The 23,555-nt window shown below is 69.7% G+C and carries 19 protein-coding genes and 2 pseudogenes; 9 read left to right on the forward strand and 12 right to left on the reverse strand.

Going from position 1 to position 23,555, the window contains the following annotated elements; translation table 11 throughout:
* Positions 1-40: 40 nt before the first annotated feature.
* Positions 41-1,282, reverse strand: a complete 1,242-nt coding sequence (locus ACZ5DS_RS24050) for a glycosyltransferase family 2 protein (RefSeq protein WP_468241954.1) — start codon at positions 1,280-1,282, stop codon at positions 41-43.
* 253 nt (positions 1,283-1,535) lie between these two features.
* Here ACZ5DS_RS24050 and ACZ5DS_RS24055 point away from each other — a divergent pair, with 253 nt between their 5' ends.
* The 3 genes and pseudogenes from ACZ5DS_RS24055 to ACZ5DS_RS24065 all read left to right on the forward strand — a co-directional run.
* A complete protein-coding gene (locus ACZ5DS_RS24055; RefSeq protein WP_468241956.1) occupies positions 1,536-3,062 on the forward strand; it encodes an RICIN domain-containing protein in 1,527 nt (508 codons plus the stop codon).
* Between the two features lie 28 nt (positions 3,063-3,090).
* Positions 3,091-4,272, forward strand: coding sequence for an RICIN domain-containing protein (locus ACZ5DS_RS24060; RefSeq protein WP_468241958.1), 1,182 nt, complete (start codon positions 3,091-3,093; stop codon positions 4,270-4,272).
* 59 nt (positions 4,273-4,331) lie between these two features.
* Positions 4,332-4,463 (forward strand): annotated as a pseudogene (locus tag ACZ5DS_RS24065) (IS5/IS1182 family transposase); the annotation flags it as partial.
* 108 nt (positions 4,464-4,571) lie between these two features.
* Here the strand turns inward: ACZ5DS_RS24065 and ACZ5DS_RS24070 are convergent.
* Positions 4,572-5,180 carry a flavin reductase family protein gene (locus ACZ5DS_RS24070; RefSeq protein ID WP_468241961.1) on the reverse strand — a complete coding sequence of 203 codons (609 nt, stop codon included), beginning with the start codon at positions 5,178-5,180 and terminating at the stop codon, positions 4,572-4,574.
* Between the two features lie 81 nt (positions 5,181-5,261).
* Between ACZ5DS_RS24070 and ACZ5DS_RS24075 the strand changes: the two genes are divergently transcribed.
* Positions 5,262-6,191: a YybS family protein gene (locus ACZ5DS_RS24075; RefSeq protein ID WP_468241963.1), complete on the forward strand. Its 930-nt coding sequence runs from the start codon at positions 5,262-5,264 to the stop codon at positions 6,189-6,191.
* Between the two features lie 127 nt (positions 6,192-6,318).
* Here the strand turns inward: ACZ5DS_RS24075 and ACZ5DS_RS24080 are convergent, their stop codons facing one another.
* Entirely contained in the window at positions 6,319-6,741 is a 423-nt protein-coding gene (locus ACZ5DS_RS24080; protein ID WP_468241965.1) for a DUF6415 family natural product biosynthesis protein, read from the reverse strand.
* Between the two features lie 206 nt (positions 6,742-6,947).
* Here ACZ5DS_RS24080 and ACZ5DS_RS24085 point away from each other — a divergent pair, with 206 nt between their 5' ends.
* The gene (locus tag ACZ5DS_RS24085) at positions 6,948-7,673 is read left to right on the forward strand and encodes an XRE family transcriptional regulator (RefSeq protein ID WP_468241968.1); all 726 of its coding nucleotides are present in this window, start codon (positions 6,948-6,950) and stop codon (positions 7,671-7,673) included.
* A gap of 10 nt (positions 7,674-7,683) precedes the next feature.
* The gene (locus ACZ5DS_RS24090; protein ID WP_468241970.1) at positions 7,684-8,151 is read left to right on the forward strand and encodes an NUDIX domain-containing protein; all 468 of its coding nucleotides are present in this window, start codon (positions 7,684-7,686) and stop codon (positions 8,149-8,151) included.
* On the opposite strand, the pseudogene ACZ5DS_RS24095 reads toward ACZ5DS_RS24090, so the two are convergent.
* The 5 genes and pseudogenes from ACZ5DS_RS24095 to ACZ5DS_RS24115 form a co-directional block, all read right to left on the reverse strand.
* Positions 8,148-9,106, reverse strand: a pseudogene (locus ACZ5DS_RS24095) (IS5 family transposase). The gene ACZ5DS_RS24090 and the pseudogene ACZ5DS_RS24095 overlap by 4 nt on opposite strands.
* 62 nt (positions 9,107-9,168) lie before the next feature.
* Positions 9,169-9,396 (reverse strand): hypothetical protein, encoded by a 228-nt coding sequence (locus ACZ5DS_RS24100; protein WP_468241971.1) that lies wholly within the window; start codon positions 9,394-9,396, stop codon positions 9,169-9,171.
* Positions 9,397-9,610: 214 nt separating this feature from the next.
* Complete coding sequence (locus tag ACZ5DS_RS24105) at positions 9,611-10,399, reverse strand: enoyl-CoA hydratase/isomerase family protein (protein WP_468241974.1); 789 nt, start codon at positions 10,397-10,399, stop codon at positions 9,611-9,613.
* Positions 10,396-12,615, reverse strand: a complete 2,220-nt coding sequence (locus ACZ5DS_RS24110) for an acetate--CoA ligase family protein (RefSeq protein WP_468241976.1) — start codon at positions 12,613-12,615, stop codon at positions 10,396-10,398. Before ACZ5DS_RS24110 ends, ACZ5DS_RS24105 begins: the two co-directional genes overlap by 4 nt.
* A gap of 97 nt (positions 12,616-12,712) precedes the next feature.
* On the reverse strand, positions 12,713-13,909 hold the full coding sequence (locus tag ACZ5DS_RS24115; protein ID WP_468241978.1) for a flavin-containing monooxygenase: 1,197 nt from the start codon (positions 13,907-13,909) through the stop codon (positions 12,713-12,715).
* Positions 13,910-14,119: 210 nt separating this feature from the next.
* Between ACZ5DS_RS24115 and ACZ5DS_RS24120 the strand changes: the two genes are divergently transcribed.
* Positions 14,120-14,569 (forward strand): DoxX family membrane protein, encoded by a 450-nt coding sequence (locus tag ACZ5DS_RS24120; RefSeq protein ID WP_468241980.1) that lies wholly within the window; start codon positions 14,120-14,122, stop codon positions 14,567-14,569.
* A complete protein-coding gene (locus ACZ5DS_RS24125; RefSeq protein ID WP_468241982.1) occupies positions 14,569-14,961 on the forward strand; it encodes a Zn-ribbon domain-containing OB-fold protein in 393 nt (130 codons plus the stop codon). The genes ACZ5DS_RS24120 and ACZ5DS_RS24125 overlap by 1 nt, the downstream gene beginning before the upstream one ends.
* 25 nt (positions 14,962-14,986) lie before the next feature.
* On the opposite strand, the gene ACZ5DS_RS24130 is transcribed toward ACZ5DS_RS24125, so the two are convergent.
* Both ACZ5DS_RS24130 and ACZ5DS_RS24135 read right to left on the reverse strand, forming a co-directional pair.
* Positions 14,987-16,300 carry a hypothetical protein gene (locus ACZ5DS_RS24130; protein WP_468241984.1) on the reverse strand — a complete coding sequence of 438 codons (1,314 nt, stop codon included), beginning with the start codon at positions 16,298-16,300 and terminating at the stop codon, positions 14,987-14,989.
* Positions 16,301-16,326: 26 nt separating this feature from the next.
* On the reverse strand, positions 16,327-21,285 hold the full coding sequence (locus ACZ5DS_RS24135; RefSeq protein WP_468241986.1) for a ricin-type beta-trefoil lectin domain protein: 4,959 nt from the start codon (positions 21,283-21,285) through the stop codon (positions 16,327-16,329).
* A gap of 283 nt (positions 21,286-21,568) precedes the next feature.
* Here ACZ5DS_RS24135 and ACZ5DS_RS24140 point away from each other — a divergent pair, with 283 nt between their 5' ends.
* Positions 21,569-22,432: a GNAT family N-acetyltransferase gene (locus ACZ5DS_RS24140; protein WP_468241988.1), complete on the forward strand. Its 864-nt coding sequence runs from the start codon at positions 21,569-21,571 to the stop codon at positions 22,430-22,432.
* 10 nt (positions 22,433-22,442) lie between these two features.
* Here the strand turns inward: ACZ5DS_RS24140 and ACZ5DS_RS24145 are convergent, their stop codons facing one another.
* Together ACZ5DS_RS24145 and ACZ5DS_RS24150 are read right to left on the reverse strand one after the other, a co-directional pair.
* Positions 22,443-23,108 carry a pyridoxine/pyridoxamine 5'-phosphate oxidase gene (locus ACZ5DS_RS24145; protein WP_468241990.1) on the reverse strand — a complete coding sequence of 222 codons (666 nt, stop codon included), beginning with the start codon at positions 23,106-23,108 and terminating at the stop codon, positions 22,443-22,445.
* Between the two features lie 10 nt (positions 23,109-23,118).
* Positions 23,119-23,544: a pyridoxamine 5'-phosphate oxidase family protein gene (locus ACZ5DS_RS24150; protein WP_468241992.1), complete on the reverse strand. Its 426-nt coding sequence runs from the start codon at positions 23,542-23,544 to the stop codon at positions 23,119-23,121.
* Positions 23,545-23,555: the final 11 nt, after the last annotated feature.

A 23,555-nucleotide genomic window follows, 5' to 3' on the forward strand; every position in this document is an offset into this window, starting at 1 on the left:
GCCGCCACTCTGTCGCGTCCATGACCTGCGGCGGACCCTCTTACGACTGAACCGCTCGTGCCCGCCGCTGAAGCGCAGGAGAGCTGAGCGCGGCTGCGGCGGCTCCTGCCAGGACGAGTGCCACCTTGCGGGAGCGCGGCATGGGTGTGAGGGCCGGCCGACACCCGTGCCGACCGGTCCATGTGGTCAGGTGGCGGCCGAGCACCCACTCACGAAACAGCCACCATGCGATCAACGGCCCGGTGAGGGATTGCATGATCACCCAACCAGGCAGGCACTTGGCCGTCGTCCGCCATCCGAGTTGCCGGACGGCCACACCGACCGAGGCCATGGTGATCACCGCCCAGAGCGGGCTCCACCAGGTCCGCAGTCCGCGTGCCATGCCGTGGCGGGCGAGGTAGTGCGGCAGGCTGAGCAGGGCGATGCCGCCGATGACGCCGTCGAGGATCTGCGAACCTACGACAATGAGTGACGGGCCGTCGATCAGCGGGGCGCGATGCCTGCCCATTGTCTGGGCGAAACCGGCGGTCCAGCGGTGCATTTGAGACAGAAGCTCTGGAAGCGAAGTGGGTTCCTGGGTGTAGACGAAGGCGTCTGCGGTGAACGCGACGGGGTGGGCACGCCGGTGGAGTGTCCAGGTGAGGTTGAAGTCTTCGGTGATGTTGTCGTTGGGGAAGCCGCCCACTGAGCGCAGGACGTCCATGCGGTGACAGTTGGCCATGCCGCTGAGGACCATCTGCCGGCCGAGGGAGTCTTGCAGGGGGCGGACCCAGCCGTTGGCGATCGCGTGGTAGAACGTGCGGTACTGGCTGTAGATGGTGCTGGTGTCCTTCGGGCGTGCCGCTGTGCAGGTTCCGACGGAGCCTTTGCGTAGGGTGGCCATCATCAGCTCCACCGCGTCAGCACTCAGGGTTGCGTCTGCGTCGAGGGCGACGACGGCGTCGCTCGTGATGCGGGGCAGCGCGAGATTCTGGGCCGATGCCTTCGACCCGCCCTGTCCCTCGATGACGACGACGCCTATGCGACGGGCGATCTCCGCAGTGCGGTCCGAGCAGTTGTCCGCAACCACGATGATCTGGTCAATCGGAAACGTCTGTTCCTTGCAGGACCGGATGGTCGCGGACAGCGACGCCTCTTCGTTGTGTGCCGGAATCACCAGCGACACACTGTGTGGGGCTTCCCAGGTCTCCGTACTCGTGTTTTTCTTGGAACGTTTGGCCAGTGCGAGAGCGGAAACGGTCAGCAGGGCGGCCCCGATACCGGAGGTTGCCAGCATTGACATCGTCGATGCTCCTCATGTCCCGTGCAGGGCACGGCTCCCTCTGAGAGTGAAGATCATTTCGGCCAACGTACAGGGCCGTCCTCTTGGTGCAGCACAAGCCGACGCAGTTCCGAAGTGGGTTCCGCCTGATGGCCTACGGTGGTGGAGTGCACCCGGGTGGGCGTCACCCTTTTGCTCCTTCTCCGCTCGCTGTGACTGATGGGTGGGACTAGCGTCAAAGCGCCTGGTAAAGCGAGTTAAGGAGAAGCCGACCATGCCCTCCACCCAGTCTCCGTCGAGCCTCGACCTTGTCATCAGTCTTGACCCAGCGGACGTCCACAGTCAGGACATTCAGGTAATGATCCCCAGCACAGGGGCCATTCCGAAGATCGACGTCTACTTCCTCGCCGACAGCACCGGCAGCATGACGCCTGTCATCAACGCGGTGAAAGCAGGGGCAGATGACATCCTGAGGAAGCTTGCGCAGGAAGCGGCTACGGTAGGAGCCGATATCAAATATGGTGTCGGGAACTATCGGGACTTCGTGCCGGACGAGGGCTACTGCTTCGCCCACCAGTTGTCGATGACCGGCGACACCAACGCGGTCAAGACGGCCATCACCAGCTGGAGCACTGCAGGAGGCGGTGACACCCCGGAGGGCCAGTTCTACGCCCTGGACCAGATTGCCCAGGCTCCGGGTCAGTCGGTCGGTTGGCGCGCTGATGCCAAGCGCATCATCATCTGGTTCGGGGATGCTCCGGGCCACGATCCCATCTGCACAGCCGTTTCCGGTCTGTCCTATGGCGTGACCGAGAACTCGGTCACGCAGAAGCTGAAGGGACATGGCATCTTCGTACTGGCCATCAGTACCACTACCGGAACGACAGGGCTGGACGCCGACCCGGTACCAACATCCGGCACATTCTATCCGGAGAAATGCGGCACTGTCGGCGGCCATGCCGGGCAGGCCACAAGGATCGCGGCTGCCACCGGAGGGACGTTCGCCGATCACATCAATGCCGACCAGATTGTCGCGAAGATCATCGAGCTCGGCACGGCCGAGATCACCAGCATCGACAACGTCAAGCTGGAGCCGGACAAGAAGATCGCACCATTCGTACGAGTCACTCCGTCCGCAGGGCAGGGGCCGCTCACCAGCGGCCACGCCCACACCCTCACATTCAAGCTGGAGTTCCCCCACGCAAAGCATTCAACGACTTCGGCGCCCGTAGCGGAAACGGCGGCGGTCACCATCAATGGAAAGATCGCGGTGAAAGTCGACGGAGCGACCACAGGGGAGATTGCGGTAAAGATCAGAGTGCCGAATATGAGCGGAACCTACAAGATCTGGAACACGCGCAGCAACCTCTACCTGCAGCTCGAAAACCCTGGCTGGACCGGCGACGGAGCCAACACCGCCCAGAACCACTACACCGGTGCCGCAGCAGAACACTGGCAACTCATCCCGGTTCCGGGAGGCGGGTACCGGATCAAGAACACGGACAGCGCCCGGGACCGCTACCTCGAGGTGGCGAATGCCTCGAACGACAACGGCGCCGAAATCCTGACACGCAGTAGCCCGACCGGCCAGCACAAGGAATGGATGCTGGTCCCGGCAGGCACCTCCAACAACGGCAACGGCACGGTGTTCCAGATCAGGAACCGGCAGAGCGGCAAGGCCCTGGAGATCCGGCACCAGAGCACAGCGCCCGGCGCACGAGCCGCCCAGCAGGGCTACTGGGGAGACTGGCCAACGTACCAGCAGGAGCACCACCAGCACTGGTACATGCAGCGCGTCTGAACAGAGCCATGCCCAGGAGGAGACGGCCGTGCATGGCACACACCTCAGACTGGTCAACGGCAGCAGCGGCAGAGCACTGACTGCCATCGGTCTCCGAGTCTGCCAGTCATGGGCCTCGGGGGACCACCAGCGCGAGCAGCAGTGGCGGCTGCACACCACGCCCCAGGTGCGTCATGCCTTCCTCATCGAGAACGCCGCGAGCGGCCTGCTCCTGACAGCCTCGGGCGAAGACAACGGAGCGGAGGTCGTGCTCGAACCGGAGCGGGCCACCAGTCACCAGCACTGGCGGCTTGCTCCCCTCCGCGCCGGCCAGTACGCCCTGCAGAACCTGGCCAGCGGGAAATACCTGGACCTCTGGGACGCCCGCAACGACGACGGAGCGACCGTAGCCCAGTACGACTTCTGGAACGGGCCGCAGCAACGGTGGATGCTCCGGCCGACCACACGCCGCCACAGCACCCGCGCCGTCCTCACGCTCATCCGCGACGAACCTGAGTTCTTCCCCATCTGGCTGGGCTACTACTCCCGCTTCTTCCAGCCGCAGGACATCTACGTCCTCCACCACCAGCCCCCACAGGACCTCCCGGCCGACGACCGGTTCGTCCGCATGCCGGTCTACCAAGACGTGTTCAGTACTCAATGGCAGCGTGACATCGTCCAACGACACCAGCACGACCTCATCGACCGCTACGACGTGGTCCTGTACACCGACGTCGACGAGATCGTCGCCCCCGACCCCCGCTTCTGTGACCTCGGCCAATACATCGACCAGTTCGAGGAACAGTACGTCAACTGCATCGGATACGAGGTCCTGCACCTCAACGACAGTGAACCGGCCTTCGACCCAGCCGAGAAGATCCTGAGACAGCGGTCGACCTGGTTCGCCAACCCGGATTACTCCAAACCACTGCTCGCCCGGGTGCCGATGCTCTGGCGCGGCGGCTTCCACGAACGAGCCGACTACGGCACCAATCACGACCCGAACCTCTACCTCATCCACCTGCACCGCATGGACTACAACATCTGCCTGAAGCGCCACCAACGACGCAAGAGCCACCAGCGCACCCAGGACGACCTGAAGCACGGCCGCGGCTACCAGAACCGCATCACCAGCCCCGACCAGTTCCACCGCTGGTTCTACAACGACCGTGTCAACGGCAAGCCCTTCCAGCCCGAACCCATCCCTACGCACTGGCAGCACGTCCTTTGACCCCCGAACCTCTCGGTCCGTGCGGTCAACGGTGGGTCTGACAGTTCATCGGCGGGCCCGAACGCCGCCGGATCTGCACCGAGTTCTACCTCGCCCTCGCCACAGCAATCATCACCATGCGTAGCCTCATCCGGCAGGCCTGGTACACCCACCGCTGGGACACCCGCCCGGCCAGCCCCCGCATCCGATAGCCCCAGCCCACCACCTACTGGCGGACGCTCTAAGCAAACCGCCACGCGTCGGTCTGACCGTGCCGTGCCCCGTGTGTCGGATCGCTGTCCGCTGCCACCCGCCGCTGCTCAGTCCGCGTCGAGCCGGACGAACCGCCCCCGATGGAAGATCAACGGATCGCCCGGTTCGGCGGTTCCCAGGGCGCCCACCCGGCCCACCACGATGAGGTGGTCGCCCCCGGTGTGCACGGCGTGGACCGTGCAGTCGATCCAGGCGGCGGCACCGGCGAGGCGCGGGGCGCCGGAGGCGGGCGCGGTGTCGTACGCCACCCCTGCGAACTTGTCCGCGCCGCTCACCGCGAAGGCGCGGCACAGTTCGTCCTGGCCGGCGCCGAGGACGTTGACACAGAAGGCGCCCGCGCGGGCGATGCGCGGCCAGGTCGTGGACGTACGGCCGACCATGAAGCAGACCAGGGGCGGGTCGAGGGAGAGGGAGGAGAAGGACTGGCAGGCGAAGCCGGCCGGGGAGTCCTCGCCCTCGGCGGCCGGGGCGGTGATCACGGTCACCCCGGTCGCGAAGTTCCCCAGGACGCTGCGGAACAGCGCCTGGTCCACCGGCGCCCGCTCGTCCTCCCGGACGCACCGCAACTCCGGGCGCGGCAGCGCCTCCACGGGCCCCGGTGTCGGAGCCGACCTGAGGTACCGGACGGCGGCGGCCGCCGCCCCTGCATGTCCCATCACCCTTCCATTGAAGCTGACGGTATGTCAGATGGGAAGGGGGTTGGCGAGTGGCCGAAAGCGCGCCCGTACGCTGCGCCCATGGGGTGGGAAAAGACGCGTGGAACGCAGCCGAGTACCGGGCTGACCTGGGCATCCGATGATCTGAGCGCGGCGGCGGCCCTCGGGGGCGCCCAGCTGCCGGCGGCCGGACTGTTGTGGTGGATCTACGAGACCACCACGCAGGACAGCTACGGGGCCGGGCTGGGCGGGGCCCTCGGCGCGCTGTGCTTCCTGCTCTTCGCGCCGGTGCTGCTGCCGATCCTCGGCATGCTGTCGGCGTTCGTGCTGACCCTGCCCTCGGTGGTGCTCGCCCGGCTCGCGGGCCGACGCGTCCCCGGCCCGGGGTGGGTCTGGCATGCGGTGGCCCCAATCATCCCCGCCCTCATCTGGGGCGTACCGGCCGGCGTGCTCTTCGGGTGGCCGCTCGGCACCACGGTCGCCAGTCTGGCCGCCCTCGGGCTCCTGCCCACCCTCTGGGTCGGCCTCGTGCGCAGGCGGGGCTGGCGCCAGTGGGGTGTGTGGTGGAGGGCGGCGCTCGGTTCGGTCGTCCTCTTCGTGCTGGCATTCGGCGGCGGGGTGCTCGCCACCGAGACCGGCCTCATTCAGGAGTACGAGCCGCCGAAGCTGACCCCCGCCCAGCTGGCCGGGCTCTGGCGGGGCGACAACGGGGCCGAGCTGCGGCTGCGCCCCGACGGCAGCGCCGACGCCGTCAAGCTGCCCACACAGCCCCCGTTCGACGACGACCAGTTCCGGGACTACGTCGTGTGCCAGGGGTCCGGCACCTGGGAGCCCGACGACGACTCGGGCGACACCGACCGGGACGGAGTGCTGCTCAAGCTCGACGGCGACTGCGGCGAGGACACCCACTGGTCGATCAGCGGCAGCGAGAACAGCCCCGAACTGTTCGTCCTCTTCGGCGACCCGGACGGGGGCACCCTGTGGAAGCTGGGGCGGGCCGCCGCGTCCTGAGCCTCACACCGGGGGACTCCGGGCGCCGGAAGAGGGTCAGGCAACGCGGTGTTCCCATCGCAGATCATGCTTGTCGGCAACCCACGTGGTCCGGTTCGCAGTGGTGATCTGCCGGCCGCCGATCCGCTCACTGCTGCTCGGCGCGCAGGTTCTCGTAGTGGTCGCACAGGGCGTTGACGCTGCGGGCGAGTTTCCTCGCCACGGCCACGCGGGTGGGCGGCGTGCAGCCGTTCCCGAGCCGCAACTTTCTGCGTGCCTCGCCCACACAGGCCAGGGCGCAGTACCGACGGGCGTTCTTCTTCGGCAGTTGCCCGGCCTGTTTCTCCACCTCAGGGATCAGCAGCTCCAGGTGACCGCGCAGCATCACGGTGAGCGTGTCCAGCTCCTCGGGCCCCGGGGGCAGGGCCTCGGGCCCATCATCAGGGCCCAGCAGCGTGGCCGCGGTCTCACGGATCGTTTTGATGTCCACCAGCCGCATGCCGATACCGCTGTCCACCGTGGGGTTCACAGGTGCACTGGGCAGGTCCTGCGCTGGAGCGGTGGCTTTCACGTGTCGACGCTCCTTGTCAGCGTTGGCCACGCCCCGGACCGCTCGCGACGGTTGCGGGGGTCTTCTGTGTTCTCCGATCGTGGCCCTCCGTCAGGGACGTATCGCTTCATCCGCGGGGACGGTTGGGACGTATGGCGATAGGGTCTTGAGAAGGCCCAAAGGTCCCTGTCGAGGGGGTTGACGTGAACGTAAGACTTCGTTCCGCCATGGCTGAGGCAGGGTTCTCTGCTCGACAACTTGCGTACCGGGTGGGGGTCTCGCCGAAGCAAGTCGAGCGTTGGGTTTCGAATGAGGCGTTAACGCCGCACGCCAGGAACCGCGAAGACGCAGCCCGCGCGCTGGGAGTGGACGAGGAAATGATCTGGCCACAGGCAGTCAAGGACCGCATCAAGACCGGCACGGACCGCGAGATCCTTCACAGTTACCCATACCGATCGGCAGCGCCGTCCTCCCTGTGGTCCGAATTGACCGAGGGCGCCAAGCAAGAGATCTTCCTCGCGGGTTACACGAACTACTTTTTCTTCACGTCCGTCCCGGCTTTCCCCGAGGCATTGCGCCGCAAGATCGAATCGGGAACCAGGGTCAGGTTTCTCCTAGGCAATCCGGAGGGCGAGGTGACGAGGCAACGAGAAGCTCTCGAGGACACAGCCCTGACTGTCTCCACTCGGATCCGGATCACCGTGGAGCACCTGGACCGCCTCGGGTCCCTGGAGGGACTGGAGGCGCGATTCTCGGCCCCCGAGGACGCGGTGAACCACGTGAGTCTGAGCGTCTTCCGATTCGACAGCGACGCCCTTGTGACGCCTCACCTCGCGCGGCTGGTCGGCCACGACTCGCCCTTGTTGCACCTCCACCGCCAGGGCGACGGTGGCATGTTCGACCGCTTCCGCGATCACGCGGAGGAACTGTGGAGCCGGGGTACCCCGGTCTAGGAGGGGACCGATGGGCAGGCGTGACTACGAGGACGACCCGACCGCCCCGGCAGCGAACAGCCTGGTCCCAGCGGCGTCCGCCGTCGTGGTTGACGACAGCGGGCGTATCTTGCTCCAGCGTCGAAGCGACAACGGCATGTGGGCTCTTCCCGGAGGCGCCATGAACATCGGCGAGTCCCTGCCGGACTGCGCCGTTCGCGAAACCCGCGAGGAGACCGGCCTCGACGTCGAGATCGTCGGCATCGTCGGCACCTACACCAATCCCCGTCACGTCTTCGCCTACGACGACGGCGAAGTACGCCAGGAGTTCTCCATCTGCTTCCTGGCACGGCCCGTGGTCGGCCACCTGGCGGTGTCCGAGGAGTCCATGGAGGTCCGCTGGTTCGAGCCCGGAGAGGTTGACGCGCTCCCCATGGTCTCCAGCATCCGGAAACGCGTGAACGACTGGCGGAACGGCAACATGCCCGCCCTGCGCTAGGCCGTTTCTGATGGCTCTTGGACGATGTCTCGGAGCCAGATGACGATCGCTGTGGTGGTCAAGGTGCCGTCGAAGATGTAGTCGCGTTTGTCGTACCGCGTGGCGACGGCGCGGTACTGCGTCCACTTGCTGACGCACCGCTCGACGGCACTGCGGCGGCGGTACTGGGCCTTGTCGAAGGCCGGGGACGCCCGCCGGCCCGGCCCTTCCTCTTGCGGTTGGCCTGCTGGTCATCGGGCTCGGCAATGGTCGTCTTGATCCCCCGCTGCCGCAGATAGGCCCGGTTGTCGCGGCTGGAGTACGCCTTGTCACCGCGCACGCGGTCCGGACGGCGGCGTGGGCGACCGGGCCCGCGCCGCCGGATCCGCAAACCTTCCAGCACGGGGATGAACAGGGGACTGTCACCCCGCTGGCCCGGGGAGGTCTGCCAGGTCAGCGGGCGGGCCCGGTCGTCGGACAGCAGGTGGATCTTGCTTGTCAGCCCGCCTCGTGAGCGTCCCAGCGCCTCCCGCCCATCGGCTTCCACACGCGCACCTCCCTTTTTGCGGGAAGTCGCGCGGCGGCCGGTGCCGGGCACCCGCAGCGTGCTGATGAGCCCGGCAGGAGGTGGAGTCGATGTTCACTGCCCATTGCGCCTGTGCTGCCGGGCCTCCTCCTCAACGGCCTTGGACAGCTGGCCGCCAGGGTCAGCGGCGTCGGCCTCGATCTGTCACTTGGCCAGGATCCGCTGCCAGGTGCCGTCCGCCGACCAGCGGCGGTGGCGTTCGTAGACGGTCTGCCAGGGGCCGTAGCGTTCGGGCAGGTCCGGCCAGGGCACGCCTGTGTGGGCCCGGAACAGCACCCCGTTGATCACTTTGCGGTGGTCGGCCCACTGCCCACCGGGCTTGCCGTTGGCGGGCAGTAACGGCTCGATCTTCTGCCGCTGCGTGTCCGTCAGTTCATGTCGCCGCACCACAAGGCGCACCCGCCCAAGACAGGCAATGATCCACCCGCGCAACAAGAGCCCTCACCAGCGCCCTAGAGGCCTCCGGCGCCGACACCCCCATCCCCGATGTTCTGGCTGGTGGGGCCATCCGTGCCGTCGTTGTCGAAGGCGAAGGCGAAGGCAACAAGTGGCCAAGGGAGCACCGCCAGCAAGAACATGTAGGTCCAGGGCGAGGGGTAGCGGCAGAGCAGTATCACCGCAAGCACGTCGATGCCGGTCAGGAGCACGCCGCCCAGGACGCCGATGATGAGTCTGCCCATCCGTTCTCCCCCCCGGGGCCTGCAACGCGAAGGCTGCCGGCATGTATCGGCGTGGTACCCGGCCGCACCCGGCGGAACACGTCGCTCCACCACGGCGCGGACCGGAGCGCGTCGACGCACCGCAGGCCCTACCGTGCCTCAAAGTGATCTTCCAAGAGCCATCAGAAACGGCCTAGCTGACACGTCGTACGCACCACCCGTCCTACGACGAGCCTCACCGCCCCCGGAACTCCGGGCTCCGTCGTTCCACGAACGCCCGCAGCCCCTCCCGGGCGTCCTCGGTCGTCATGTTGATCTCCTGCGCGGCCGCCTCGGCGGCGAAGGCGGCGGACCGGTCGCCGTCGAGGGAGGCGTTCACCAGCTGTTTGGTGAGGGTGAGGGAGCGGGTCGGGCCGGTGGCGAGGCGGGTGGCCCACTCCCGGGTGGTTTTCTCCAGCTCGGCGTCCGGGACCACCCGGTTGACGAGGCCCAGCCGTTCCGCCTCCGCCGCCGAGACCGCGTCCCCGAAGAACATCAGCTCCTTGGCCCGGTGCGGACCGATCAGGCGGGGCAGGAGATAGGCGCCGCCGCCGTCGGGTACGAGTCCGCGTCGTACGAACACCTCGATGAAGCGGGCCGATTCGGATGCCAGGATCAGGTCGCAGGCGAACGCGAGGTGTGCGCCCAGCCCGGCCGCCGTGCCGTTCACGGCGGCCAGCACCGGCTTCTCGCAGTCCAGTACGGCCGAGACGAGCCGCTGGGCGCCGGTGCGCAGGACACGGGCCACATCACCGGGGATCCGCTCGCCGGCACCCCCCGCCCCGCCCCGCAGATCCGCTCCCGCGCAGAATCCCCGCCCGGTGCCGGTGAGGACGACAGCCCGGACGTCCGGGTCCGCCGACGCCTCCTCCAGCAGGCCGATCAGGCGGTCCCGCATCCCGGGTGTGAGCGCGTTGAGGGCCTCGGGGCGGTCGAGGGTGATGTGCGAGACCTGCTCCCGGAGCTCGTGCCTGAGGTCGTTCATCGGCACACCACCAGCGCGTCCAGCGCCACCGCGCCCTGCCCGCGGGGCAGCACCATCAGCGGGTTGATGTCCAACTCGGCTATCTGCTCGCCCAGTTCGAGGGCCATGCGCTGCACACGCAGGACGACCTCCACGAGGGCGTCCAGGTCGGCCGGCGGCCGGCCCCGCACGCCGTCCAGCAGGGCCCGTCCGCGCAGGTCGGCGAGCATGTCCCGGGCCTGCTCCTCGCCGAACGGCGGCACCCGTACGGCGGCGTCGCGCAGCACCTCCACCAGAACCCCGCCGAGCCCGACCGTGACGGTCGGCCCGAACAGCGCGTCGTGCGTCACCCCGACGACCATCTCCACGCCCTGCTCGACCATCTGGCACACCAGGACGCCGTCCAGCGAGACACCCTCGTAGCGGGCGATGTCGGTCAGCTCGCGGTAGGCGTCCCGGACCTGGCTGGCCGAGGTGAGACCGATCTTCACCAGGCCCAGCTCGGTCTTGTGGGCGATCTGCGCGCCGGACGCCTTCATCACCACCGGGTAGCCGACCTGCCCGGCCGCCCGGACGGCCGCCGCCGCGCTGGTCACCAGCTGCTCGCGCGGCACCCGGATGCCGTAGGCCCGCAGCAGCTGTTTGGCCGCGTGCTCGCTGAGCTGCTGGGCGGGGCGCAGCAGAGCCTCCGCCTTGCGGAAGGAGGGCGAGGGGGTGCGCGGGGCCTCGTCGAAGGGGGAGTGGTAGTCGGTCACGAAGCGGTGGTGGTCGAGCCAGGCGCGGACCGCGGTGAGGCAGTTGCCGACGGTCCGGAAGGTGGCCACCCGGGAGGAGCCGAGCAGGACCTCCCGGTACGCCGGCTCGGTGCCCACCGGCGACCCCCACACCACGCACACCAGCTTGTCCGTCTCCTCGGCCGACTCGACCAGGTCCCGTACGAGCTTGTCGCTGAGCGGCGGGAAGGGGCCGGTCACCGGGCAGATCAGCACCCCGACCTCCGGGTCGGCGAGGATCGCGTCGATGATCTTCCGGCCGCGCCAGTCGCCCACCGGGTGCCCGCCGTTGTCGACCGGGTTGGCCACGCTCAGGTACTCCGGGATCCACTGGTGCAGCTCCGCCTGCCGGTCCGCGGACAGCGTCGGCAGCCGCAGCCCGATCCCGGCGGCCAGGTCGGCGACATGCGCGCCCGTGCCGCCGGAGATGGAGTAGACGACGACCCCGTCGGCCCGCGGAGTCCGCGCCCGGGCCAACAGGGCGGCCGTGTCCTGGAGTTCGTCGAGGCCGTCGACGCGGACGACGCCGTACTGCCGCATGGCCGCGTCCACCACGTCGTCGGCGCCGGTGAGCTTGCCGGTGTGCGAGGCGGCCGTACGCGCCCCCGCCTCCGTGCGGCCCACCTTCACCGCGACCACCGGCATCCTGCGACGGGCGGCGCGGTCGGCGGCCAGCAGGAAGGCGCGGCCGTCCTTGAGGCCCTCCACATAGCAGGCGATGGCGCCGACCTCGGGCTGCTCGGCGAAGTAGGAGATGAAGTCGGCGGTCTCCAGGTCGGCCTCGTTGCCGGTGGGCGCCCAGTGCGAGAGCCGGATGCCCAGCTCCTGCAGGGCGAAGACGGGCCGGCCCTGGTGTCCCGACTGGGTGATGAGCGCGATCGCGGGACCCGTCAGGTCCTCCCGGAACCGCTCGAAGGCGTTCAGGTTGGTGTTCGGACCGAGCATCCGCAGCCCCGACCGGCGCACGGCGTCCGCGAGCCGCTCCTGGGCCTCGGCCCCGGCCTCGCCGGTCTCGGCGAACCCGGAGGCGAAGGCGACGGCGAACTTCACCTTCGCCTCGGCGAGTTCCTCGATCACGGGAAGCGGGTCGGCGACCAACAGCACGGCCAGGTCGACCTGTTCGGGCAGCTCGGCGACGGACGCGACGCAGGGGAGACCGAAGACGGACGGCCGGGTCGGATGCACCGGATGCACCCGCGCCCCGACCCGCTCGGCCCAGGCCAGCAGCTGGCGGGTGATCCCGGTGTTGGGCCGCCCCTCGGCATCGGAGGCGCCGATCACGGCGACCGACCCGGGCCGGAAGAACCGGGCCAGGTCGGGTACGTCCGCGTACAGGGGACGCCCGCTGACATCGAGGTCGTCGATCCGATCGTGTACGACGGGTCCGGGCCGCTGCTCACCGCAGGCGAGAACCCGGGCCCGGCGGGAGTCGGTGGTGAGGGTGCCGTGGGTTGATCCAAGCATCGTTCCGCCCGCTCCTGTGAGACAGTCACAACTAACTGACGCTCTGTCAGATTAGTTGAACTGACTGGTCGTCAGGAATGGGTCGGAGCGGCAAAAGTTACTCCCGGGTGCGAAACCCCTTGGCCGCGGCCTTCGCGATCTTCCCGGCGTCCAGCGCCAGTTCGCGGAACATCCCGCTGATCGGGTTGGTGAACCCGGTGAAGTACAGGCCGGGCGCCTGGGCGGGCGTGCGGCCGCCGTGCACCACCGGTCTGCCCCGGTCGTCCAGTACGCCGAGATGCCCGACCAGCCCCTCCAGGGCCCGCTCGTACCCGGTCGCCGCGATCACCGCGTCCGGCTCGATCCGGGTGCCGTCGGCGAGGACCACCTTCCCGTCCTCGAAGGACTCGACGGCCGCCACGATCTCCAGCTTCCCCTTCCGTACGGCGTCGATCAGGCCGACGTCCTGGACCGGGATGGCGCCCTGCCTGACCCTGCTGTACAGCCCGGTGTCCGGGCGGGGCAGGCCGTGGGCGGACAGGTCCGGAACGCCGACCCTGGCCTGGAGCCGGCACAGCTGGTCCACGAGCCGCACCGGAAGCCGCCGTACCAGCACGCCCGAGTACTGCGCGGGCCAGCCGAGGGTGGAGCGGCGCACGATGTGCGGAACGGTCCGCACGGCCAGCCGCACCCGCGCGGCCCCGCCCTCCACCAGATCGACGGCGATCTCGGCACCGGTGTTGCCGACGCCGACGACGAGCACGTCCCGGCCCGCGTACGGTTCGGCGTTCCGGTACCGGCCGGCGTGCAGGAACTCCCCGCCGTAGCCGTCCAGGCCCGGCCACCCGGGCACGCGCGGGGTGTGGTTGAAGCCGGTGGCCACGACCACCGCGCTGCCGGTCAGCTCCCGCCCGCCCGAGGCGTGCAGGACCCAGCCTTCGCCGGCCGTGTTGTCTGCGGCCCGCTCGATGCGGAACACCTCCACGCCGGTCACGATCTCCAGCTCGTGGTGCTCGGTGTACTTCTCCAGGTAGCGCACCACGTTGTCCCGGGACACCCAGCGCCCGAACTTCCGCGGCATCGCCAGGCCCGGCAGGGCGGACAGCCGGCGGGTGGTGTGCAGGTGGAGCCGGTCGTAGTGGCGCCGCCAGGAGGCGCCCACCTGGTCGGCCTTCTCCAGGACCACGGCCCGTATGCCCCGTTCCCGCAGCGCGTACGCGGCGGCCAGTCCGCCGGGGCCCGCGCCTATGACGTAGACGGGGCGGTCGGCGGGGGTCGCGGAGAGATGTACGGAAGGGGGACGGGAGTCGGCCATGAGCGGGAGCGTAATCACACAACCGGTTGATGGGTCTCGGTCAAGACCGGAATTGGTTGCGGATTGATCACGCCTGTGGGAGGAGTGGGTGGGACAGGTGTCGTATCCGCCTCGGATCGTCGGAATCGGCGAAGGTGCCCACGCCGGACCCACGGCCGATTGCCGTCGCGGATCTCGGCAACCGTCGTGATCTGACGTACCGTCAGATGCATGGACTCGATATGGCTCGACGGCGCGGAGTGGCTCGCGGTGCTGCGCATAGGCCTCGGCCTGTGGTGGCTGGAGAGCTGGCGGCACAAGGACAAGAAGGCCTGGTTCGAGCGGGGCAGCGGCATCGCCTGGGCGGCGGACGTGGCGGCGAAGCACCGCTGGGCTCCGGTACGGGCGGGCTTCGACACGGTGGTCAAGCCGTACCCGAAGCTGATGGCGTACGTCGTGGCCTACGCCGAACTCTCCCTCGGTCTCGGCCTGATCCTCGGCTTCCTGACCCCGGTCGCCCTGCTCGGCGGTCTGCTCCTGAACGCGATCTACTTCGTCCTGATGATCCACGACTGGGCGGAACAGGGCCAGAACTCGATGATGGCGCTGATCTCGCTCGTCGGCTTCTTCGGCATGGCGGGGCAGACGTGGTCGCTGGATGCGGCGCTGGGGTGGTTCTGATGGGCGCGACACGTTTCGACGAACCGGAGATCGACTCCTTCACCCGGCCCTACTGGGAAGCGGCCGCCGCGGGCCGCCTCCTGGTCCGCCGCTGCGGGACCTGCGGCCGGGCCCACCACTACCCCCGCGAGTTCTGCCCGCACTGCTGGAGCGAGGACGTGACCTGGGAGGAGGCGAGCGGCCGGGCGACCCTCTACACCTGGTCCACGGTCCACCGCAACGACCTCCCGCCCTTCGGCGACCGCGTCCCCTACGTGGCCGCGGTCGTGGAACTGGCCGAGGGCCCGCGGATGATGACCGAGGTGGTGGGGGCCGAGCCGCTGCTGGCGGGGATGGAGCTGGAGGTGGCGTTCCGGGCGGGGGTACCGGTGTTCCGGGCGGCCCTCCGCTGAACTCGGCCGCGGGCGATCGGGGCCCTCAAGTCGCCCACTCGACGAGGTCCTCGAACTCGTCGACATGGTGTCTTCCGTAGCCCAAGCGCCGGCCGAGCGCCTCGTAGCGCTCGTACCGCCCCCGTGTGACCGGCGCGGACAGCGCTCGCAGCACCCGCAGGAACAGGCGGAAGCCCAGGTCGGGGTCGACCTGGGTCGTGACCAGATCCAGGGCGGTCATGACCTCCGGGGCCGGGAGGGGATGCCAGTGGGGGCTGATGGCCTTGTCCGCGACCGTGGGGGCGGCCTCCCGGAGTTCTCGCAGCACCGCGTCCGTCAGCTCCGTACGAGCGGCCGGGATCTCGGGAGTGTACGCGGGGGCGACCTCGCCGAGACGCTCACCGCACACGTCCGCGACCAGCCGCAGCCAGTCGCGTCCGTCCATGCGCAGTGCCGCGTCCGAGACCGCGACCCACAGCGTGGTGATCGTGGCGTCGGACAGCGGTGAGTGCAGCAGGCGCAGTGCGTCCTCCAGAAGGAGGGCCGCTGCCGTGCCCGGGGTCTGGCCGGGCTCGTCCGCGTCGGCCACCCGGAGGATCTCCCGACGGGCCGTGCCCTCCGACCAGTCCTGGTGCGCGTTCCCGGCGAGCCGCGAGAGACCGAAGTCCCCGTCGGTGCCGCGGCGTGTGGTGTCGATGGGGGGCCAGTCGACGGCGAGACCGTCGCGGACCACCCCGACCGGGTACCCGAGCCGCTCCCCGAGGCCGAGGAACCTGTCGTAGCGCTCCTTCGAGACCCGTACGGCCTGCGCCTTCAGGGCCCGCAGGAAGAGCCGGAAGCCGAGGTCGGCGTCGGTTCGGCCGGCCACCTCCTCCAGGCTCGGGGCGAGCCCCGGCCCCCCGGCGGCGGCCAGTTCCGCGGACAGGCCTCGGATCTCCGCGACGACCTGCCCGCACAGCTCCTCGTCCCGTACCGGCCGGACCGGCGGGGGGACGTAGGAGCGCTTGTTCCGGCGGAGGCGGTCCGTGGACAGGTCCGAGACCGCCTCCAGCCACGCGCGCATGTCCATGCCGTGGCCGGCCGGATCGAAGCTCCGGCCGACCGCGGCCAGCCACACCGTGTGGAGGACCTCCTCCGACGACGGACCGTCCAGCAGGCGACGGGCGTCCTCCCCCAGTTCCACGGCTTCCTCGCCGTCGGACCCGTCCGCCGACCGGGCCGCGACCGCGAGCGCGGCCGGGAGGTCGACGACGGGGCCGGCAGCGGGGCGGTCCGGGGAGCACAACTGCTCCGTCAGACCGGTGAGTCCGAAGTCACCGGAGTAGCCCAGTTCGACATAGCTGGGGCGGTTCTGTGGCATGGATCATGTCCTACGTGGGTCGGGTTCTACTTCGGGTAGGCGGTCTTGACGACGAATCCGTACCGGCCGTTGCCGGTGTGGCCCTTGACCTTCATCAGGATCACCACGACCTCGTTGCCGGCGTCTTCGACCGTATGGCCGTCCGGGTAGTACCGCTTGCCCAGAGACGGATAGGCGTCCCACTTTCCGGTGATCGTCCGGTACTGCTCACCGTCCCTGGCCTTCGACGCCCAGTCCAGGAAGTTCTGCCACTTGTCCTTGTCGAGCACCTTCTGGCCGCTCGCGGTCCGCTTGGTGAAGTAGTCGCCGACCACCCGGTCCACGGCCTGCTGGGCGATGTCCTGGTTGGTCCAGATCGACTTGATCTCGTTCTTCCGCCGGGCGAGGTCGAACGCCTGCTGAGGAGTCCGGTTGACGTGGTCCTTCAGCGTGTGGATCTCGTCCTCGTACTTCTCCAGGGCCTTGAGGTTCTCGTCGTTCAGGTTCAGGCAGTTGTGGACCATGACGTCCGCCGCCCCGGACCCCTCGGTGCGCACGTAGAACGTGTGCAGACCGTTGACCGTGAGGTCGTACACCCGGCGCGGGACGAGACCCGACCGGTCGTGTACGTCGATCACGGCGCGGAGCGTTCCGTCCGGGCTGACCAGTCGGTCGCCCGGGCGCAGCTCGGAGGCGAGGACCCAGCCGCGTCCGCTGGTGCGCACCTTGTGCCCGGAGGTCGTGTCCAGGCTGCTGCCGCCGGCCAGACCGATGGTGACCAGCCGGTCCGTGTCGTGCCGGAACGTGTCCGTCACGGACTCGGCCCGCAGCCGCCCGGTGCCGGGATCGGCGGCCACGACCCGGTCGCCCTCACGCACGTCACGGATCGCCCTGCGGGAACCGTCGGCCATCAGCACCAGGGTTTCCCCGGGGAAACTGTTGATCTTGCACGTGGTGACGACGTCCTCGTAGGCGTTCACCCCGGCCTCGATCTTGGCCAGCGTCGCCGGGTCCACGTCCAGGGCCTTGAGCGCCTTGTACGCGTCGGCGACTCCGATCCCGGTCTTCAGGGCCGCGTCGAGCGCCCGGATGGCCTCGGCGGCCTTCTCGAACACCTTGCCCGGGATGAAGTTGGTCGCGAACCAGGCGCAGCTGGCCTTGTCGCCGTGGTAGCACCGGGCGGCGTCCCCCAGCACGACCTCGTACAGGACCGCGCCGATCGTCTCCCCGAACAGGCTCTGCCAGCCGATCCGGGTGATGTCACCGAAGCTGAAGTGGTGGGTCCACTCCCGCGTCTGGTTCCAGAGTGTCTCCGACTTGATGAAGATCGTCTCCGACTGGGGGCAGCCGGACTCGGTGGCGGGAACCTCCGGGTTGACGCAGAAGTAGTAGCTGACCGTGATGTTGACGTGCAGCTCATACGTGACCGTGCAGCCCTCGAGCGTGTACTTGCACTCGTTGAGCTGCTTGGCCGGTGCCGCCTCGGTGATCTTGTCGATGACGTAGAAGACACCGTTGACACCGGTTCCGGTACCGTCCTGGACGGTCTGGTTGGCCTCCTTGCGCGCGGCCTCCTCGGCCGCCTGCTGCGCGGACTCCGCGTACTTCTGGGCGTCCTTGGCGGCCTGTTCGGCCAGGGTGGCCTCGGCGTCGGCCCGGTCGGCTGCCGCTCGGGCGTCCTTGGCCGCCTGTTCGGCTTCCGAGGCGGCCGTGCGGGCCGCCTCTGCGTCCAGGGCTGCCTGGTCGGCGGAGGAGCGGGCGTCGGCCGCGTAGCCCTCGGCCCGGCCTGCGGCCTTGTCGGCCGCCGCCGCGTCGTCCGCCGCCTGCTGGTCGTACTCGATCGTACGGGCCAGTGAAGCCTGCGCGTCTGCCGCGTACTTGGCCGCCTCGGCCGCGTAACCCAGGGCTTCCTTCGCCGACTTGCGGGCGTCCGCCGCGAAACCTGCCGCCTCCGCGGCCAGCGTGTACGCCGCCTTCGCGTCGCCCGTCGCCGCGTCGGCGAGGCTCTGGGCCTGCTCGGCGCTCTTCTTGGCGTTGGCGGCGTGCGCCTCGGCGACCGCCTGCTGCTGCTCGGCGATCGTCTTCGACGACTGGCCCGCCAGGACGACGAGACCCGCCGCGGAGTCGGTGGTGACATACGGCGAGCCGAGCTGGATCGCGTCGTTCGCCGGGGCGGCGACCTGCTGCGCCGCGTTGCCGGCGTCCTCCGCCGCCTGGGCGGTCGTGTACGCGTGGCCGGCAGCGTCGGCCGCGCCTGCGACCGCCTTGGCGGCCTCCGCCTTCGACGCGTCGGCCTGGGCCTTGGCGTCGGCCGCGTGCTTCTCTGCCTCGTCCGCGAGCTTGACCGCCGTACGGGCGGCCGAGGCCGCGTCCTGGGACGCCTTGACGGCGTCCGCCGCCGCGCTCGTCGCCGTCTTCACGGCGGCGTCGGCCCGCAGCTTGGCGGCCTGGGCCGCGTCGGCGTCGGAGCGGGCCCGCTTGGCGGCCGCCTCCGCGCGCGTCGCGGCGGCGTCCGCGTCGGCCGCGGCCTGGTCTGCCGCGTCCGCCTCGGAGCGGGCCGACTTCGCAGCGGTCTCGGCGTCGTCGGCGGCCGCGTCGGCCTGGTTCGCGGCTTCCCGGGACTCCTTCGCGTCGGCGTCGGAGTCGTGGGCCTCGGCGTAGGCGTCCTTCGAGTCCGCCTTGGCGCGGGCGGCCTTCGCCTTGTTCGCGGCGTCCCAGGCGTCGTCCATCTTGCCCTTGGCCCGGTCGCGGGCGGCCTCGGCGTCCTGCCGCTTGGTACGGGCGGTGGACTCGGCGGCTTCGGCCTTGTCCTTGGCGTCCTTGGCCTGGGTGGCGTAGCCCTCGGCGTTCTGCTTGTGCTGGGCGGCCTCGGCCTGCTTGGCGGCGGCGGTCTCCTTCTCCGCCTTCGCCGTGGCCTCCTCCGCCTGTGCCGCGAGCCGCTTCGCGTGCGCGTCGGCGGCGGCCGCCTTCGCGTCGGTCTCGGCCTTCTGCGTCTCGGCGAGCTTGGCCTTGGCGGTGTCGCGGGCCGTCTTGGCGTTCTGCGCCTGGAGGGCGGCGGCGTCGGCGGCGGCCTTCGCCTGGGCGCGGGCCTCGTTCGCCGCGGCCGTACGGAACGCGGCCTTCGACTGGGCGGCCTGCGTCAGGGCACGGGCGGCGATGGTCGCGCTGTCACCTGCTGCGGCACGGGTCGCCGCGTACGCGGTGTCACCAGCCTTGGACAGCGCCTCCAGGGCGGCCGACGAGGCCTTGGTGACCTGGGCCTTCTGCTGACCGACGAGCAGCGCACGGCCCCGCGGGGCACCCGCCTTGTCGGCGATGGCGTACGCGGCCTGGGTGGCCGTGTCCGTCGTCGCGGCGGCCGTCTTCGCCGCCGCGGCCTGCGCCTTGAGTACGTCGAGCTGCTTCTTCGCCTCGGTCTGGGCGGCCGCGATGTCCTTCGTCACGCGGTCGAACTGGGCCTTGGTCGGGTAGTCCAGCTTGTCGGTGCCGTTGTGACCGGACGGGACGATGTCGAACTTCTGCGGGTCCTTGCCGGTGCAGTCCCACATCCGGCCGTCCTGGCTGTTGTTGTACGTGGCCAGGTCCAGGCAGTTGGCGGTCCCCGGGTTGTACAGCCGGGTCGTCCCGTGCGTGCCGTACTGCCAGTTCTGGGCCGCGCTGCTGTTGCACGTCCAGATCTGCAGCGCCGTACCGTTCGTGGCGGAACTGCTCTTGACGTCCAGGCACTTGCCGGAGTTCACGTTGACCAGGGCCCCGCCCTGGATCTGCCACTTCTGTCCGGCACCGCCGTTGCAGGTGTAGATCTGCACCGGCGTGCCGTTGTCCTTCTTGGCGCCGGCCACTTCCAGGCACTTGTCGGAGGCGCCGTGGGCGTGGATCACGAACGGGCTGTCGCCGATCCAGCCGGGGCCGCCCGCGGACCAGTAGTCCTGCCAGCGGACCAGGTGGTCGGCCCGCCAGGAGTGGCCGAGCATCTCGCCGAGCGCCTTGGAACCGGCGGCGAGGGCCTTGGTGGCGGTGCGGTTCGCGGTCAGGATCTGGTTGCGCTGGGTGGCCTGCGCCGCGATCTCCTGCTGCCACTCGGCGGACGCGGTGGCGACCTCCTTGCCGAGGACCTTGTCGGGGTCGGCGGGGGTGCGCCAGGCACAGGAGGCGAACCGGGTCTTCAGGTCCTCCACGGCGATGCGGTACTCGACGCTGCCCGGCTCGGGCGCGGTGCGCGGGAAGCCGCCGGAGGACAGGAAGATACGGGCGTTGTCCGCGCCCATGGGCTCCAGTCCCCAGTCGCCCACGAGCTTGCCCCACGCCTGGTGCTCCTCGTACGCCTGCGACCAGTTGGGTCCGTGGGGGTCCGGGTCGCCGCCGTAGAGCGGGGTGCCGATGTCCTTGACCGCCTTGACCGTGGCCTCGTCGGCCTTGGGGGTCAGGTCACGGTAGAAGGTGTCCTCGGATTTCCAGAACTGTTCCCAGATCCACTTGGACAGGCCGGTCTGCCCGAAGAAGTTCGGGCGGTCGTCACCGCCCACACCGGGCGGCCACTCGAAGTCGGTGACCGACTTGAAGCCGCCGGGCGTGGGCAGGCCGGAGATCTGGAAGTCCTTGAGGTGCTCGTAGAGCGCGGTGCCTTCCTTGTCGGCGGCGTCCCGGTCCTGCTTGAACGTGGTGGACAGGGGCGTGTCGTTCCAGTACTCCCGGTTCGCCGCCGTGTGCAGTTTGTCCGGCGGCTGGTTGAGCCCGTCCTGGGCGACGGAGGACATGGCCGGGCCGCCCATCCGCAGCGCCTCGGCCAGCAGGCACTGGTCCTGCCGGAGCTGCTCGGCGGCCTGGGCGTCGAAGCCGTCGTAGCTGTCGGCGACCGGTGCGAGGCGGTCGTGGTGGTAGCGGCTCAGCAGGTCCGGCTGGACGGCGAGGCCCCCTAGCAGGGTCACGACGAGGCCGGATGTGAGCAGAGATGCCAGAGGCCCTGGCCGCGAACGGGCATGCGTGAAGAGCCGATGTCTCGGCATGTGGTCTTTCCTCCCCTTGGCGACATTGACCCCGGTCGCCGGTCGGTGCGCGCGATGACGAAGTGGTCGGTTCCGTCCGGCGCAGCGATCACCATAGGCACGCATGACGGGTACAGAACAAGAACTTGTGAGCTACTTGTGAGGAAACTTCGACGACTTCCCACGCTGCGGGGCCGGGACCGCAGGGGCGTGGTACGTGCGGCCGCGGGGATGCCGCTGCAGGTGACCTTCCGGGAGGGAAAACCGGTGTCCAGACCGGGCGGCCGGCCGGAATCATGGAGGCATGGATCCCGACGCCTGGCACCTGACCCACGACCTGGACGAGTTCCTCGCCCACGCCGGTGACTTCCTGCGCTCCCGCCCGGCCCTGCACACGGTCCAGCTGACGGTGTCGGACGCACTGCGCAGGCGGGGCCTGGGGGTGTACGGCGCCGAGGCGCCGCTGTTCGGGATGCTGAGGGACGAGTCCGGCGGGGTCCGGGCCACGCTCCTGCACACCCCGCCCTTCCCGGTCAGCGTCACCCGGCTCCGCGCGGGGGAGGCCGATGCGCTCGTCGCCCGGCTGGTGGACCTGGGCCGTCCGGTCCCCGGTGTCACCGCCGAACGGGACACCGCGGACGCCCTCGCGGCGGCCTGGCAGAAGCGCACCGGAACGGCGGGCGAGCTGGACAAGCGGCAACGGCTCTACCGGCTCGCGGAGTTGACCCCACCGGAGCGGATGCCCGAGGGGCGCCCCAGGGTGGCCGGACCGGCCGACCGTGACCTGCTGATCCGCTGGAAGGACGAGTTCATGCAGGCGGCCGGTCTGCACGCCGGCCAGGATGCGGGCGAGTGGGCCGACGCCCGCATCGCCCACGGCGGCATCACCCTCTGGGAGACCCCCGACGGCACCCCCGTCTCCATGGCCGGTGCGACGCCGGAAACGGCCGGCCAGGTGCGGGTGGCCCCGGTGTACACCCCGGCGCACCTCCGCCGCCACGGGTACGCGGGCGCCGTGACCCATGAGGTGAGCCGGGACGCGTCGGAGCGCGGGGTGGGGGAGGTGCTCCTCTTCACCGACCTCGCGAACCCGACGAGCAACGGGCTCTACCAGCGGATCGGCTACCGGGCCGTGGCGGACTTCGCCCTGTGGGACTTCGGCGGCTGAGCGGCGCGCGTCACGGCCACAGCAGCTCCCGGCTCCAGCCGAACGCGTTGTGCCGGTACTCCAGCCGTACGTGCCGCCGGTCGGCGTCCCCCTGGAAGAACTCCACCGTCTTCGGGTGCAGCCGGTACAGGGTCCAGGTCGGGGAAGGCTCCGTAGGGTTCCGGCGGGCCCGCTCCCAGGCGGCCTCCGAGGCCGTCCGCAGCTCCTCCAGCGAGGACAGGACCGCGCTCTGCCGCCCGGTGAGGGCCGCCGCCAGGGCTCCCGTCGAGCGGGCGTGCAGATCCGCCTGGCTGTCCTGCACCGGCGCCGAGGTCACCGGCCCCCGCACCCGCACCTGCCGTCCCAGCACCGGCCAGTAGAAGGCGAGGGCCGCGTACGGGTGGGCGGCCAGGGCCCGGCCCTTGCGGCTCGTGGCGTGGGTCGCGAAGGACCAGCCGTCCGCGTCGGCGCCGTGCAGCATCACGATCCGTACGTCCGGATTCCCCTCCGCGTCCGTCGTCGCGAGCGACATCGTGTGCGGCTCGGGCTGGCCGGCCTCCACCGCCTCCGCGAACCAGCTCGTGAACAGAGGCAGCGGCGTCGGGGGCGCCTTGTCCGGGTCGAAGGGGCGCAGCTCCGTCGTCTCGGGCGACCACACCCGAAGCGACGTCAGCAGTGTGTGGAGATCAGTTCCCATCCCCTCATGCTCACACCTGGCCCAGATCCGACGACACCCACCGCTCCGGGCGCATGTGGACCACCACCTGCTCCCCGTGGTTCTTCAAGGCGAAGTCGACATAGCCGTCCACCTTCTCGGCCGGCAGGTAGCGCGCCGAGATCTGTCGCAGCTCCTCGATGGTCGCCGGCGTCGTCCTGACCACCGGGCCCTCCACGGACACGTACCTGATCGTCGGCTCCAGCCGGTCGATCATCAGGGTGAACCGGCCTGCCTCGCTGATCAGGCCGTACTTACGGGACTCCCGCCCCGTCATGATCCACACGTCCCCGCCGGGCTCGTACCAGTACCAGATCGGCACCGCCAGGGGTGCCCGCCCCGGGCCCGAGTCCACCGCCAGCGCGGCGACGTGCGCCTCGGCCAGGAACGCCTCTCGCTCTGCGCGGGTCAACGCCATCTCGGTCGCCT

The sequence above is a fragment of the Streptomyces sp. NPDC031100 genome (assembly GCF_055570785.1).

Excerpts from the sequence above, each read along its gene's own strand:
- ACZ5DS_RS24050 (WP_468241954.1), bottom strand. The coding sequence starts at position 1,282 with ATGTCAATGCTGGCAACCTCCGGTATCGGGGCCGCCCTGCTGACCGTT.
- ACZ5DS_RS24055 (WP_468241956.1), top strand. The coding sequence starts at position 1,536 with ATGCCCTCCACCCAGTCTCCGTCGAGCCTCGACCTTGTCATCAGTCTT.
- ACZ5DS_RS24070 (WP_468241961.1), bottom strand. The coding sequence starts at position 5,180 with ATGGGACATGCAGGGGCGGCGGCCGCCGCCGTCCGGTACCTCAGGTCG.
- ACZ5DS_RS24075 (WP_468241963.1), top strand. The coding sequence starts at position 5,262 with ATGGGGTGGGAAAAGACGCGTGGAACGCAGCCGAGTACCGGGCTGACC.
- ACZ5DS_RS24085 (WP_468241968.1), top strand. The coding sequence starts at position 6,948 with ATGGCTGAGGCAGGGTTCTCTGCTCGACAACTTGCGTACCGGGTGGGG.
- ACZ5DS_RS24090 (WP_468241970.1), top strand. The coding sequence starts at position 7,684 with ATGGGCAGGCGTGACTACGAGGACGACCCGACCGCCCCGGCAGCGAAC.
- ACZ5DS_RS24100 (WP_468241971.1), bottom strand. The coding sequence starts at position 9,396 with ATGGGCAGACTCATCATCGGCGTCCTGGGCGGCGTGCTCCTGACCGGC.
- ACZ5DS_RS24105 (WP_468241974.1), bottom strand. The coding sequence starts at position 10,399 with ATGAACGACCTCAGGCACGAGCTCCGGGAGCAGGTCTCGCACATCACC.
- ACZ5DS_RS24110 (WP_468241976.1), bottom strand. The coding sequence starts at position 12,615 with ATGCTTGGATCAACCCACGGCACCCTCACCACCGACTCCCGCCGGGCC.
- ACZ5DS_RS24115 (WP_468241978.1), bottom strand. The coding sequence starts at position 13,909 with ATGGCCGACTCCCGTCCCCCTTCCGTACATCTCTCCGCGACCCCCGCC.
- ACZ5DS_RS24120 (WP_468241980.1), top strand. The coding sequence starts at position 14,120 with ATGGACTCGATATGGCTCGACGGCGCGGAGTGGCTCGCGGTGCTGCGC.
- ACZ5DS_RS24125 (WP_468241982.1), top strand. The coding sequence starts at position 14,569 with ATGGGCGCGACACGTTTCGACGAACCGGAGATCGACTCCTTCACCCGG.
- ACZ5DS_RS24130 (WP_468241984.1), bottom strand. The coding sequence starts at position 16,300 with ATGCCACAGAACCGCCCCAGCTATGTCGAACTGGGCTACTCCGGTGAC.
- ACZ5DS_RS24135 (WP_468241986.1), bottom strand. The coding sequence starts at position 21,285 with ATGCCGAGACATCGGCTCTTCACGCATGCCCGTTCGCGGCCAGGGCCT.
- ACZ5DS_RS24140 (WP_468241988.1), top strand. The coding sequence starts at position 21,569 with ATGGATCCCGACGCCTGGCACCTGACCCACGACCTGGACGAGTTCCTC.
- ACZ5DS_RS24145 (WP_468241990.1), bottom strand. The coding sequence starts at position 23,108 with ATGGGAACTGATCTCCACACACTGCTGACGTCGCTTCGGGTGTGGTCG.
- ACZ5DS_RS24150 (WP_468241992.1), bottom strand. The coding sequence starts at position 23,544 with ATGGCGTTGACCCGCGCAGAGCGAGAGGCGTTCCTGGCCGAGGCGCAC.